Origin of the sequence: Pseudomonas sp. PGPPP4, assembly GCF_002256045.1 — a bacterium.
Classification (GTDB): domain Bacteria; phylum Pseudomonadota; class Gammaproteobacteria; order Pseudomonadales; family Pseudomonadaceae; genus Chryseomonas; species Chryseomonas oryzihabitans.
The window spans coordinates 1-12,728 of sequence record NZ_NKID01000015.1 but is presented as its reverse complement, the minus strand read 5'-3'; the positions used below and the strand labels follow the sequence as shown (position 1 = coordinate 12,728).

Annotated in this window: 12 protein-coding genes and 1 tRNA gene; 7 read left to right on the top strand and 6 right to left on the bottom strand. The window is 61.2% G+C overall.

The window, feature by feature from the left end:
- The first annotated feature begins 32 nt into the window (after positions 1-32).
- A complete protein-coding gene (locus CFE50_RS20475; RefSeq protein ID WP_286737094.1) occupies positions 33-1,160 on the top strand; it encodes a multifunctional CCA addition/repair protein in 1,128 nt (375 codons plus the stop codon).
- Positions 1,161-1,394: 234 nt separating this feature from the next.
- Here the strand turns inward: CFE50_RS20475 and folK are convergent, their stop codons facing one another.
- Positions 1,395-1,928, bottom strand: a complete 534-nt coding sequence (gene folK / locus CFE50_RS20470) for a 2-amino-4-hydroxy-6-hydroxymethyldihydropteridine diphosphokinase (RefSeq protein WP_286737093.1) — start codon at positions 1,926-1,928, stop codon at positions 1,395-1,397.
- On the bottom strand, positions 1,925-2,278 hold the full coding sequence (folB, locus tag CFE50_RS20465; protein WP_286737092.1) for a dihydroneopterin aldolase: 354 nt from the start codon (positions 2,276-2,278) through the stop codon (positions 1,925-1,927). Before folB ends, folK begins: the two co-directional genes overlap by 4 nt.
- Positions 2,279-2,388: 110 nt before the next feature.
- On the opposite strand from folB, the gene plsY reads away from it, so the two are divergent.
- Positions 2,389-2,958, top strand: coding sequence for a glycerol-3-phosphate 1-O-acyltransferase PlsY (plsY, locus tag CFE50_RS20460; RefSeq protein ID WP_286737091.1), 570 nt, complete (start codon positions 2,389-2,391; stop codon positions 2,956-2,958).
- A gap of 45 nt (positions 2,959-3,003) precedes the next feature.
- Here the strand turns inward: plsY and tsaD are convergent, their stop codons facing one another.
- On the bottom strand, positions 3,004-4,029 hold the full coding sequence (gene tsaD, locus CFE50_RS20455) for a tRNA (adenosine(37)-N6)-threonylcarbamoyltransferase complex transferase subunit TsaD (protein ID WP_286737090.1): 1,026 nt from the start codon (positions 4,027-4,029) through the stop codon (positions 3,004-3,006).
- A 205-nt stretch (positions 4,030-4,234) separates the two neighbouring features.
- Here tsaD and rpsU point away from each other — a divergent pair, with 205 nt between their 5' ends.
- The 5 genes from rpsU to CFE50_RS20430 all read left to right on the top strand — a co-directional run bounded on the left by rpsU (position 4,235) and on the right by CFE50_RS20430 (position 9,580).
- Complete coding sequence (gene rpsU / locus CFE50_RS20450) at positions 4,235-4,450, top strand: 30S ribosomal protein S21 (RefSeq protein ID WP_007159750.1); 216 nt, start codon at positions 4,235-4,237, stop codon at positions 4,448-4,450.
- Positions 4,451-4,601: 151 nt separating this feature from the next.
- A complete protein-coding gene (gene dnaG, locus CFE50_RS20445) occupies positions 4,602-6,509 on the top strand; it encodes a DNA primase (protein ID WP_286737089.1) in 1,908 nt (635 codons plus the stop codon).
- A 76-nt stretch (positions 6,510-6,585) separates the two neighbouring features.
- A complete protein-coding gene (rpoD, locus tag CFE50_RS20440; RefSeq protein WP_027597508.1) occupies positions 6,586-8,439 on the top strand; it encodes an RNA polymerase sigma factor RpoD in 1,854 nt (617 codons plus the stop codon).
- Between the two features lie 104 nt (positions 8,440-8,543).
- A tRNA-Ile gene (locus tag CFE50_RS20435) sits at positions 8,544-8,620 on the top strand.
- A gap of 153 nt (positions 8,621-8,773) precedes the next feature.
- The gene (locus CFE50_RS20430) at positions 8,774-9,580 is read left to right on the top strand and encodes a nuclease-related domain-containing protein (RefSeq protein ID WP_286737088.1); all 807 of its coding nucleotides are present in this window, start codon (positions 8,774-8,776) and stop codon (positions 9,578-9,580) included.
- Positions 9,581-9,621: 41 nt separating this feature from the next.
- Here CFE50_RS20430 and CFE50_RS20425 read toward each other — a convergent pair whose 3' ends face one another.
- The 3 genes from CFE50_RS20425 to CFE50_RS20415 all read right to left on the bottom strand — a co-directional run bounded on the left by CFE50_RS20425 (position 9,622) and on the right by CFE50_RS20415 (position 12,403).
- Positions 9,622-10,233, bottom strand: coding sequence for an SLATT domain-containing protein (locus CFE50_RS20425; protein ID WP_286737087.1), 612 nt, complete (start codon positions 10,231-10,233; stop codon positions 9,622-9,624).
- The gene (locus tag CFE50_RS20420) at positions 10,230-11,537 is read right to left on the bottom strand and encodes a nucleotide-binding domain-containing protein (protein ID WP_286737086.1); all 1,308 of its coding nucleotides are present in this window, start codon (positions 11,535-11,537) and stop codon (positions 10,230-10,232) included. The genes CFE50_RS20425 and CFE50_RS20420 overlap by 4 nt, the downstream gene beginning before the upstream one ends.
- A 230-nt stretch (positions 11,538-11,767) precedes the next feature.
- Positions 11,768-12,403: a 3'-5' exonuclease gene (locus CFE50_RS20415; protein WP_286737085.1), complete on the bottom strand. Its 636-nt coding sequence runs from the start codon at positions 12,401-12,403 to the stop codon at positions 11,768-11,770.
- Positions 12,404-12,728: the final 325 nt, after the last annotated feature.

The window sequence follows — 12,728 nt, the reverse complement described above, 5'->3', positions numbered from 1 at the left end:
TATCCTAGACCTCCGCAAGGAGGTCTTTTTCTATGCAAATCTACAAGGTGGGCGGTGCCGTACGGGATCGCCTGCTCGGTCGCCCGGTAACGGAGGTCGACTGGGTCGTGGTGGGCGCTACCGCCGAAGCCCTCGCCGCCCAGGGCTATCGCCCGGTGGGCGCCGACTTCCCGGTTTTTCTGCATCCCCAGACCGGCGAGGAATACGCCCTGGCCCGCACCGAACGCAAGAGCGGGCGTGGCTATGGCGGTTTCACCTTTCACGCCGCGCCCGATGTCACCCTGGAGCAGGATCTGATCCGCCGTGACCTGACCGTTAACGCCATGGCCGAAGACGACCACGGCCAGGTCATAGATCCCTATGGCGGGCGCGCGGATCTCCAGGCGCGCCTGTTGCGCCACGTCTCTCCCGCCTTCGCCGAGGATCCGCTGCGCGTGCTACGGGTCGCCCGCTTCGCCGCCCGCTATTGCAGCCTGGGTTTTCAGGTGGCGCCCGAGACGCTGCTGCTGATGCAGGACATGGTCGCCAGTGGCGAGCTGGATGCCCTGACCGCCGAGCGACTGTGGAAGGAAATCTCACGCGCCCTGCTCGAAGAGCGACCCGATGTCTTCATTCGGGTGCTTCACGACTGCGGCGCCCTGGCCGCGCTGCTGCCGGAGGTGGCTGCCGGCTTCGCCGGCGAGCAGCCCGAGCCGGGTGCCCGGGTCTATGCCATCCTGCGCCAGAGCGCCGAGGTCCAGGCCTCGCTGAACGTGCGCTGGGCCTGCCTGCTGCTGGACGTACCGGCAGAGCAGCACGCCGCCCTCAACGCCCGCCTCAAGGTGCCACGTGATCCCGCCGAGCTGGCCTTGCTGCTGGCGCGCCACTGGCCCACGGCGCTGCAGGCCCGACAGCTGACCCCGGAGGCCTGGTTCGAGCTGCTGCAGGGCTTCGACGTGCTGCGCCGCCCGGCGCGCTTCGAGGAGTTCCTCCAGGCCTGCGCCTGTGCCGCAGCGGTCAGGCCCGCCGAGGGCGAGCCACCGCTGGCGCTGCTGCGTCAGGCGGCCGAGGTAGTGCGCGGGGTCGCGGTCCAGCCGCTGGTCGCCCAGGGCTTCAAGGGTGCCGCCCTGGGCGAGGCCCTCAAGCAAGCCCGCATCGAGGCCCTGGCGCAGCTTTCGTAGGTTGGGTTGAGCGCGGCGCAGCCTAACACCTCAACCACGGAGCACCGTTGGGCTTCGACGATGGAGCTGTCTCAACCCAACCTACGGCAGAGCCGTAGCGTGGAAAACGGCGCAGCCTTTTCCATTGGGGGGTCTTCGCGAGGCGTGCCCTCACCCCAGCCCTCTCCCAAAGGGAGAGGAGGGAAGAGCTGCCGTAGATTGGGTTGAGCGCAGCGAAGCCCAACGACTGCCGCGCTATACCCGATCGGCGTCGAGCAGCGTCGCCGGTGTCAGCTCGACATCCTGCCAGCGGAACGCCACCGGTCGCAGCACCTGGGTGGTCTGGCCACGCATCTCCTGCCACAGCTCGTCAAAGCGCCGACCGTTGTCCGGATGCCGTCGTTCTCCGGCCAGCAGGGCCAGTGGCCAGAGCACGAAGGCGTTGCGCAGGATCTCGGCGCGCGGCAGGGTCAGGCCGGCGAACTCGCCGGTCAGGTCGCCGTGCAGCAGGATGTCGATATCCAGCGGTAGACCCTGGCGATCCGCCGCATAGCGCCCGCTGCGGGTTTCGATGGCCTTGAGTCTCTGACTCAAGGTGGCGGGATCGAGGTCGGTGTCGCCGGCTACGACGAGATTGAAGAAGGGCGCACTGCGGATGCCCACTGCCTCGCTTTCGAACACCGGCGAGCAGTGCAGATCGGTCAGCAGCTCGGCGAGTTCGTCCAGGGCCATGCCCAGGTGCTGCTCGCGCTGGATGTTGCTGCCCAGCCCCAGATAGACCCCGGTCACGCCTGCCCCCGCTCGATCTCCACGCCCACGCCACGGGCGGTCGGCACCGCGCCGGGCTTGGTGATGCGCAGGCGCAGCCAGGGCAGCTTGAATTCCGCCTGCAGCAGGGCGGCCAGGCGCTCGGCAAAGGTCTCGACCAATTCGAAGGCGGTCTCGTGGGCGAAGGCGGTGATGCGCTCGGCCACTGCCGCGTAGTTCAGGGTGTGCTCGAGTTCGTCGTTCGCCGCCGCCGCGCGGATGTCCCAGCCCATGGTGACATCGATGCGCAGGCACTGGCGGATGTCACGCTCCCAGTCGTACACCCCTATCACGGTGTCGACCTCGAGTCCCTCGATGAAAACCTTGTCCACTGCCTTTGCCTCGCACCTTTGTCGTGCTCTGTGTGATCGTCACCGCCGGCCTATCGTCGGGCGGCGGGCTGTCGGTAGAATCGAGCCTTCTCCTGGCGCGGAACCCTACCATGTTCTGGCTGCTGCTCCTGCTGGCCTATCTGCTGGGCTCGCTGTCCTTCGCCGTGCTGCTCAGTCGCCTGTTCGGCACCCGCGACCCGCGTCACGACGGCTCCGGCAATCCCGGCGCCAGCAACATGCTGCGCCTAGCCGGACGCAAGCTGGCCCTGCTGACCCTCGCCGGCGACCTGAGCAAGAGCCTGATCCCCGTACTGATCGCCCAGCAAGTGGGGCTTGCACCCCTGCAGCAGGCCTGGATCGGGCTGGCCGCCGTGGTCGGCCATCTCTATCCGCTGTACTTCCATTTCCGCGGTGGCAAGGGCGTCGCCACGGCGGCCGGGCTGCTGCTCGGCCTTTATCCGCCAGCGGCGCTGCTAGGGCTGGTGCTCTGGGCCGCGGTATTCGCCAGCCTGAGGATCGCTTCCCTGGCGTCCCTGGTCGCGGTGCTCGGCATCCTGCCGCTGTTCGCCTGGCAACGTCCGGACCTGCTGGCGCCGATGCTGCTGCTCGCCCTGCTCATCCTGATTCGCCACCGCCACAACCTGCGCGCCCTGCGCCAGGGGACCGAGCGTCATTTTTGACCCTGGCGCCGTCCGGGGATTGCCCGCTGGCGCCCTCCGCCCGTCTCAGAGCGCCGCCAGCTGCTCCATGGGCCAGCGCGCCTTGACGGCGATGGCCGGGCCTTCCTGCTGGCCGGCCAGCAGCCGCTGGCAACCGGCATAGGCGATCATGGCACCGTTGTCGGTGCAGAAGCGCGGCCGCGCATAGAAGACGTGACCACCCAGTTCGCCGAGCATCTGCTCCAGGTTCTCGCGCAGCGCGCGGTTGGCGCTGACGCCACCGGCGATCACCAGCGACTTGAGCCCGGTCTGCTTCAGCGCGCGCTTGCACTTGATCGCCAGGGTCTCGACCACCGCCGTCTGGAAGGCCAGGGCGATGTCGCAGCGGGTCTGCTCGCTGTCGTCACCGGCCGCCCGGCAGCGCTGCCAGGTGGTGAGGGTAAAGGTCTTGAGGCCGCTGAAGCTGAATTCCAGGCCGGGCCGATCGGTCATGGGGCGCGGAAAGACGAAGCGCCCCGCCACGCCGCGCTCGGCCAGGCGGGCGATCTCCGGTCCACCGGGATAGCTCAGGCCTAGTAGCTTGGCGGTCTTGTCGAAGGCTTCGCCGGCGGCATCGTCCAGGGACTCGCCCAGCACGCTGTAGCGGCCGATGCCATCGACCTGCACCAGCTGGGTATGGCCACCGGAGACCAGCAGGGCGACGAAGGGAAATTGCGGCGGCTGCTCTTCGAGCATGGGCGCCAGCAGATGACCTTCCATGTGGTGGACGCCCAGGGCCGGCACGCCCCAGGCCAGCGCCAGCGCCTGGGCACAGGCCGCGCCCACCAGCAGGGCGCCGACCAGGCCGGGGCCGGCGGTGTAGGCGATGGCGCCTACGTCCGCGGGACGGCTGCCCGCCGCGTCCAGCACTTCGCGGATCAGCGGCAGCATGCGCTTGACGTGATCGCGCGAGGCCAGCTCCGGTACCACGCCACCGTAGACGCGGTGCAGATCGATCTGGCTGAACAGCGCATCGGCCAGCAGGCCGCGCTCGCTGTCGTAGAGGGCGACGCCGGTTTCATCGCAGGACGTTTCCAGTCCCAGAACACGCATGGAGATAAGCCTTCGAGGGTATAGAATGTCAGGCTGCGCATGATAAGCGCCGCTTCCAGCACCGGCCAGCGCTTTTCGTCCGCCGGGGCTTGGCAGCGGGGCAGTTGAAGCGTTACTATCCGCAACCCTTAAAAACCGACGCTTCCCGTGCCCTTTTGCCGCTAGCGTTGGATTAAACCTCGGTAAATTTGAAGGTACGACCTGGATGCCCAACGTCAAAGTCAAAGAAAACGAACCCTTCGACGTAGCGCTGCGTCGTTTCAAGCGTTCCTGCGAGAAGGCCGGTGTACTGGCCGAAGTGCGTAGCCGCGAGTTCTACGAAAAGCCCACCGCCGAGCGCAAGCGTAAAGCTGCTGCCGCGGTCAAGCGCCACGCCAAGAAAGTACAGCGCGAGCAGCGCCGTCGCGAGCGTCTGTACTGAGTTACAGCGCTCCTCTGGCGTCATCAAACAACCCGACCTCTGGTCGGGTTGTCTGTTTCTGGCCTTCCCGCTTCGCCCTGGCGCACTCTGGCGCTAGACTGCCCTCCTCGCTCCATCCTCCGCTCTTCGCTCCTCTATCCAGACGCTGATCATGGCCGGACTTATCCCGCAAGGCTTCATCGACGACCTGCTCAATCGCACCGACATCGTCGAGGTGGTGGGCGCGCGGGTGAAGCTCAAGAAGGCCGGCAAGAACTGGATGGCCTGCTGCCCCTTCCATAACGAGAAGACGCCCTCCTTCAGCGTCAGCCCCGACAAGCAGTTCTACTACTGCTTCGGCTGCGGTGCCGGCGGCAACGCCCTGGGCTTCATCATGGACCACGACAACCTCGAATTCCCCGAGGCGGTCGAGGAGCTGGCCAAGAAGGCCGGCGTGGACGTGCCGCGCGAAGAGAGCGGTGGTCGACGCAAGCCGCGGCAACCCACGGACTCCCCGCTCTACCCGCTATTGGCCGCTGCCGCCGAATACTATCGCCTGGCGCTGCGCAACCACCCCAAGCGCCAGGCGGCGGTCGACTACCTGAAGAAGCGCGGCCTCACCGGCGAGATCGCCCGCGATTTCGGCCTGGGCTTCGCCCCGCCGGGCTGGGACAACCTGGGCAAGCACCTGGGCGGCGACGACCTGCAGCAGAAGGCCATGCTCGACGCCGGCCTGCTGGTGGAGAACGCCGAAAGCGGCAAGCGTTACGATCGTTTTCGCGACCGGGTGATCTTTCCGATCCGCGACAGCCGGGGCCGGGTCATCGCCTTTGGCGGCCGGGTGCTGGGCGACGACAAGCCCAAGTACCTCAACTCGCCGGAGACCCCGGTGTTCCACAAGGGCCAGGAACTCTATGGCCTGTTCGAGGCGCGCAAGCACAATCGCGACCTGGACGAGATCCTCGTCGTGGAAGGCTACATGGACGTCATCGCCCTGGCCCAGCAAGGCATCCGCAATGCCGTGGCCACCCTGGGCACCGCCACCAGCGAAGAGCACATCAAGCGGCTGTTCCGCATCGTGCCGAGCATCCTGTTCTGCTTCGACGGCGACCAGGCCGGCCGCAGCGCCGCCTGGCGCGCCCTGGAATCAGCCCTGCCGGTGCTCAAGGACGGCTTCCGGGTGCGCTTCCTGTTCCTGCCCGAGGGCGAGGACCCGGATACCCTGGTGCGCGCCGAGGGCGCCGACGCCTTCCAGGCGCGCTTCGTCCAGCAGGCCCAGCCGTTGGCCGAGTATTTCTTCCAGCAACTGATGATCGAAGCCGATCCGGCGACCCTGGAAGGCAAGGCGCACCTGGCCACCCTGGCGGCGCCGCTGATCGAGAAGATTCCTGGCAACAACCTGCGCCTGCTGATGCGCCAGCGCCTGAGCGAACTCACCGGCCTCGGCAACGATGCGCTGAGCCAGCTGGCGCCGTCCGCCCCGCCGCAGGATGCCCCGCCCCCGGACTATGGCGACTACGCCTATGCCCATGCCGAGGAAGCCCCGGCGCAGCAGCAGTGGACGCCCCGCCGCGAAGGCAAGGGCGGGCGCGACGGCAAGGGCTGGAAAAAGGATTTCAACGGCAAGGGTGGCGGCGAGCGCCCTCCCCGTCAGCCACCGGTCAAGGTGGAGACCCCGGTGCTGGCCGCGCTGCGCAGCCTGCTGCACCACCCGACCCTGGCCCAGGCGGTGCAGGACGCCCGCAACCTGGCCGAGGAAAGTGATCAATACGCCCAGTTGCTGGTCGCCCTGGTCGAGGCGCTGCAGAAGAAGCCCGGGCAGAGCACCCTGGCGCTCATCGCCCGCTGGCACGGCACCGAACAGGGTCGACTGCTGCGCGCTCTGGCAGAAAAAGAATGGCTGATTACCGGGGACAACCTTGAACAACAGTTTTTCGACACCATAACGAGGTTAGCCGCCAGCCAGCGTGATCGCCTGCTGGAGCAACTCCTACGCAAGGCGCGACAGAGCGAACTGAGCTCCGAAGACAAGGACCGCCTACGCGAACTCCTCAGCCGTCCGGCGGGGTCCGTGACCTAACTGGCACGACAACCGTCTAACCGGCTATAATGTTCAGCTATTTTTGCCCGCCTAAGCCTTCAGTGGAAGGGTACCTATGTCCGGAAAAGCGCAACAGCAATCCCGTCTGAAAGAATTGATCGCCCGCGGTCGTGAGCAGGGTTACCTGACTTACGCGGAGGTCAATGACCACCTACCGGAGGATATTTCAGATCCGGAACAGGTGGAAGACATCATCCGCATGATCAATGACATGGGGATCAACGTATTCGAGACCGCGCCGGACGCCGATGCCCTGCTGCTGGCCGAGACGGATACCGACGAAGCCGCCGCCGAAGAAGCCGCTGCCGCCCTGGCCGCAGTGGAGAGCGATGTCGGCCGCACCACCGACCCGGTGCGCATGTACATGCGTGAAATGGGTACCGTGGAACTGCTGACCCGCGAAGGCGAGATCGAGATCGCCAAGCGCATCGAGGAAGGCATCCGCGAAGTCATGGGCGCCATCGCCCAGTTCCCGGGCACCGTCGACTACATCCTCAGCGAATACACCCGCGTCACCACCGAAGGCGGTCGCTTGTCCGACGTCCTCGCCGGCTACATCGATCCCGACGACGGCAGCCTGCCGAACGAGAGCGATGAGCTGCCCGTCCCGAACAAGGCCGCCGATGCCAAGGCCGTGGACGACGAGAAGGACGACGAAGAAGAGAGCGACGACGACGCCGAGGAAGAAGGCGACGGCGGTCCGGATCCGGAAGAGGCTCGCCTGCGTTTCGGCGCGGTCGCCGAGCAGCTGGAAAAGACCCAGAAGGTGCTGAAGAAGCACGGCCGCGACGACGATCGCGCCGTGGAAGAGTTCGTCGCCCTGGCACTGCTGTTCTCGCCGATCAAGCTGGTGCCCAAGCAGTACGAAGCCCTGGTGACCCGCGTGCGCGAGTCCCTGGAGCGTGTGCGTGGCCTCGAGCGCGCCATCATGCAGCTGGCCGTGCGCGATGCGCGCATGCCGCGTGCCGACTTCCTGCGCCACTTCCCCGGCAACGAGACCAACACCGAGTGGACCGCCGGCCTGCTCAAGGGCAAGCCCAAGTACGCCGAGGGTCTCGAGCGCTTCCAGGCCGACATCCAGGCCAAGCAGGCCCAACTGGCCGAGCTGGAGCGTGACTACGAGCTGAAGGTCTCGCAGATCAAGGACATCAACCGCGCCATGTCCATCGGCGAGGCCAAGGCCCGCCGCGCCAAGAAGGAAATGGTCGAGGCGAACCTGCGTCTGGTGATCTCCATCGCCAAGAAGTACACCAACCGCGGTCTGCAATTCCTCGATCTGATCCAGGAAGGCAACATCGGTCTGATGAAGGCGGTGGACAAGTTCGAATACCGTCGTGGCTACAAGTTCTCCACCTATGCCACCTGGTGGATTCGCCAGGCCATCACCCGCTCCATCGCCGACCAGGCGCGCACCATCCGGATTCCGGTGCACATGATCGAGACGATCAACAAGCTGAACCGGATCTCCCGCCAGATGCTGCAGGAGATGGGCCGCGAGCCGACCCCGGAAGAGCTGGGCGAGCGCATGGAGATGCCCGAGGACAAGATCCGCAAGGTGCTCAAGATCGCCAAGGAACCGATCTCCATGGAGACGCCCATCGGCGACGACGAGGATTCGCACCTGGGCGATTTCATCGAGGACAGCACCATGCAGTCCCCGATCGAAGTGGCCACCAGCGAAAGCCTCAAGGAAGCCACCCGCGACGTGCTCTCTGGCCTCACCGCCCGTGAAGCCAAGGTCCTGCGCATGCGCTTCGGCATCGACATGAACACCGACCACACCCTCGAGGAAGTGGGCAAGCAGTTCGACGTCACCCGCGAGCGTATCCGCCAGATCGAAGCCAAGGCCCTGCGCAAGCTGCGCCACCCGTCCCGCAGCGAACACCTGCGCTCCTTCCTCGACGAGTAAGGCGCCAGCGCAGTACAGGAAACCGGAGCCCAGGCTCCGGTTTTTTTATGCCCGACAAGGGTTTGGCGATCCCCGCCACCCCCGGTATACTCCACCGCGCTATAGGGCCTATAGCTCAGTCGGTTAGAGCAGAGGACTCATAATCCTTTGGTCCACGGTTCGAGTCCGTGTGGGCCCACCAGCTTTCAGGAGCCGCGCGTTGCGCGGCTTTTTTTATGCCTGAAATTTGGGCTTTATCCGAAAGCCAGTCGCTAATCCATTCCGAACGATCCCACTCCGCTCCCTTGCCTGCACTAGTCTTACCCTTCGCGGTGTCACTTGCAGGACTTGGGAAATGGACTTCTCCCTCCTGGCGCCCCTTGCGCCGACGCTGTTCTGGCTGCTGCCACTCGCCTTCGTCATCGGCCTGCTCAAGTCGCCCTGGATGAAGGGCTACCTGGGTGAGCTGCTAGTTCGTCTTGTCGCCCGCTGGCGACTCGACAGGCAGACCTATCGCCGCCTGCACAATGTCACCCTGCCTACGCCTGACGGCACCACCCAGATCGATCACGTCTTCCTGTCGCGCTACGGCATCTTCGTGGTGGAAACGAAGAACCTGAGTGGCTGGATCTTTGGCAGCGAGCGCCAGGCGCAGTGGACGCAGAAGCTCTACAAGCGCACCTTCAAATTCCAGAATCCGCTGCGGCAGAACTACAGGCACCTCAAAGCGCTGGAAGCAACCCTAGGCGTCAGCACAGAGCATCTGCATTCGGTCATTACCCTTGTTGGCGGTAGCACCTTCAAGACCGAAATACCGGTCAATGTGACCCATGGCATCGGCTTTATTCGTTATATCCGACCATTCCAGCAGCCGGTACTCAGCGATGCTCAGGTCGAATCCATGCTGCACGCTCTGCAAACCGGCCGCCGGGCACCTACCCTCGCCGCTCACAGCGAACATGTGCAAAACCTCAAGCGCCGCAGCGATCCAACGGCGGAGCGGCAATGCCCGAAATGCGATAGCACCCTGATGATTCGCACTGTGAAATCGGGGGCGAAAATGGGACAACAGTTTTGTGGATGCTCGGCCTTTTCTAAGTACCGAGTCATGCAGAGCATTGAAGTGGCAGGGCGGCAAACTCCACAGCAGGAGAAAAAATAAATCTGCCCTCTTTCAACTATTACTCCAAACGCGAGAATGGATCAAGCGATACCAAAACAGCTCTTGACTGAGTCTATGTGAAAAGCGAAGCATGTGCCAATCAACACAAAAATTACGGCCATAGCCAGCCAAGCCGTAAGCGGCACTTTATCTCTCCAAAAGCTAAAGCTCTTCTGCGCTGCTACCCAGTCAATTTGATACTGCCAGAAGAATTTGTAGTGCGCATACCAGTCGCTGAATAGAATTTGCTTGCTGATGGAAGCATTGTAATATTGAGATTCAAATGTAGCCAGGCGCTCCCAATAGATGGAAAAGTCTGTATTTACCGCCAAAGTTTCAACCTCGCGGTACAGGTCACGCAGCCCATTGAAGATCCTGGTTATCTCCACAGCAGACTTCTCGTAGTCCGATTTCTTGGAATCGTAAATTGAGATATAAATACCAATAACGCCAAAGACAGCCATAAACGCAGAAACATTTTTGGCGGACAATGACTCGTATACCAAAGAAAAAATACCTACTGCTGTACCAATAAACCCTATCAACCCTGGGATTTTGTCCACGATGTCATACGTAGCCCAGTGCTTGCGCCCCCCAAAGCCAACGTTATAGCCTGTATCTGCAATACTTTTGAGTAGGGACGCCTGGCTCATATATTTTCACTGATAGGTACAGTTATTTCGCTGCGAGCCACAACAACACCATCCTTTAGGATATAGCACTCAACCGAGTGGTCGCCTTTAAAGCTCGTGGACTCCTGAATTGTCTCATAGCCTAGATCGTCGGTTATGTAGCCGCGGACACAGTCTCGCCTCTCAGCTTCTTGCCCGGTATTAAGAACCTTCCATTTTACGGTGTACGGCTTTGGAACGTTATTTAAAGTAATCTTGAATTTTAGAGTTTTGCGCGCCTGGAGGGGCAATCCTAGTGAAATCAACTCACTCAGCAAATACTCTCTAAAACCTTTTTGCTCTACATCACAGTCGAGAACCAAGGGATAGCGGATATCGATAGGGGCGAGATCCTCAATGAATTCCTCCGTGTCCCTGAAGGTATAATGGGACTTGGCCATTGACTCCATAGCGGCACGTGCGGCTGTACGTGTGGTCGGAAAGTCGCGACCAAATACTTTCTTCCACCGCTCTCCCTCATTTTCCTTACCCGCAGCTTCAATGGCCTTCAGGCAAAGTTCGTAGGCACGTCTGGCCGGCTTTTGAAACTTCTGTTTCACTTTGACATGCTGGCGACTGCCCAGCGCCGCGTAACGTTCCTGCTGTGGAAGGCTTGATGCGTAGTAGAAGAAATCTCTGACCATACAGTCGTATGAGGCGAAACTTTTGTCAGCATAATCGTCCGTCTGCGTGAGGAAATTATGTGCCAGCGTGTCGATTAGGAGCCCCCCAATCCCGATACCATGCTTGTTCTTCCACGCCCGAAGCATTTTGCAAAGGCGCCGCAGGTTTCCATTTTGGTCAACATCGACGTTACTGGTAGCCTTGATTTCATCTTTGGGCTTAGTGACCTTCCACGATCCGCCGTTGTACGTATCAGGATATTTGAAGCTACCGTCGTCTTGTTTGAATACGGGCTGAACTTCGACGTTGAAATTCTGGAACTTGACGCACACCACCAGGCGGTCGACCGTAATCGTGGTCATGGAGTACCGTTCCTGGATTGCAGCCTTGGTATCTGCAAGCAGCTTCGATTGCCCCCCCTCCTTGTTGTACCTATGCCAATCACTGTCAGGCATGATGTACAACATATCGAGGTCGGAAACGCCTTTGATGGCTGTCCACCGACCATACGAGCCTACCTGGAGGTTATTGGCGGCAGAATCCAACCTTCGAAAGTATTTATTCAGCGAACGAGTGATACCAGCGTAACGATCTTCAATCGTTACGTGGTTGGTAATGCGCAGATTGGATAAAAAATCCTTGAAAATAACAGCTACTGACATCGGCATCCCTACTGGTCAAGTCCTCACTCACGCTCTGTTGGCGTCCGAGCATAGTAACCGACAGCTGTCGTAAAGGTCCATCGCCTAACATTTTAGTGGGCCACGCGGGTAAAAGCCGGCGAAACCTATTGCCCATAGTCCCCGGCCAAAATGAGTGAGCGCTCATAGTTGCCCATCGACAGGAGGGTACCAGCTAGGGTTGGAGCACACTAGGCACCGGGGACAAGCAGTTACGTGATGCATCGAGCCTTTTTCAAGAGTAACGTAACCATATTGGCGAGGTTCCTAGCATCATCGATACCTCGGTGGTACCGGCCGCTCCAACCCAGGCCAAGCGCTTCGACTGCGGGCCTTAACCCTAATGATGAACATGCGAATATTTCGCAATAGCGCCGCTCTAGGTCCAAGTAAGCAACTCCAGGCAGTATTGGCCTACAATTAGCTCTCAGGACATCAGCCGCAAGCTGGTCAGCATCGTAATGCCCCCACGATCCCCACAATGCACTAGGATATTTTTGTAGGAGAGCAGTGACCTCCGTGGCGACCTCTGGGAATGCTTGGGCGGCATCCACATCAGCTTGCTTAATTGAGGTCAGACGGGTACAGAATTTTGTCAGAGTAGGATGAATGATCGGGCGGACATAGCGCTGAAAGAGCTCAACTGTTTCTAGTGTTCGCACATCCACTACAGCTAGCCCTATCTCGATAGTTTCCATCTCATCTGACCTTACGATCAATGCTCGAGGGGTCTCGGACTCCATGAGCTCGTCGCATGTCGCTTCAAGGTCGACACATAGCATAAAATCGAAAGCACTTATAAATGTCTCGAACGCCTGCAATTTTTTGGTATTGGGATGATTTTTCATCTACTTTCCTGAAATCGGGATATTCAACACTCCATTGGCGTAGAGGGTGACAAAATGGGGTTTGATACGTATGGCTTGCTTAATGGCAGAGAAACGTTACTAATTTGCTAGCCTTCTTATTGAGTAAGACCTCATCGCCAACCATACGTTTAGCTCTTCGCGAAAGAAGGGACCATTAAGTAGTTCGCCAGATATAGTTGTGATCTCTCAGTAGGTTGTTCATCCGGGGCATTCCCGGAATTCTGGAAGCGCGACCAACACAGCCTTCCAGGAGCCCCGGATGAACCTGCATAAACATGCCCGTCTTACCCCTCGAGGTCGAGCC

Coding starts and splice junctions, on each gene's coding strand:
- dnaG (WP_286737089.1), top strand. CDS start 4,602: ATGGCCGGACTTATCCCGCAAGGCTTCATCGACGACCTGCTCAATCGC.
- plsY (WP_286737091.1), top strand. CDS start 2,389: ATGTTCTGGCTGCTGCTCCTGCTGGCCTATCTGCTGGGCTCGCTGTCC.
- CFE50_RS20415 (WP_286737085.1), bottom strand. CDS start 12,403: ATGAAAAATCATCCCAATACCAAAAAATTGCAGGCGTTCGAGACATTT.
- rpoD (WP_027597508.1), top strand. CDS start 6,586: ATGTCCGGAAAAGCGCAACAGCAATCCCGTCTGAAAGAATTGATCGCC.
- CFE50_RS20420 (WP_286737086.1), bottom strand. CDS start 11,537: ATGTCAGTAGCTGTTATTTTCAAGGATTTTTTATCCAATCTGCGCATT.
- rpsU (WP_007159750.1), top strand. CDS start 4,235: ATGCCCAACGTCAAAGTCAAAGAAAACGAACCCTTCGACGTAGCGCTG.
- CFE50_RS20475 (WP_286737094.1), top strand. CDS start 33: ATGCAAATCTACAAGGTGGGCGGTGCCGTACGGGATCGCCTGCTCGGT.
- tsaD (WP_286737090.1), bottom strand. CDS start 4,029: ATGCGTGTTCTGGGACTGGAAACGTCCTGCGATGAAACCGGCGTCGCC.
- CFE50_RS20425 (WP_286737087.1), bottom strand. CDS start 10,233: ATGAGCCAGGCGTCCCTACTCAAAAGTATTGCAGATACAGGCTATAAC.
- CFE50_RS20430 (WP_286737088.1), top strand. CDS start 8,774: ATGGACTTCTCCCTCCTGGCGCCCCTTGCGCCGACGCTGTTCTGGCTG.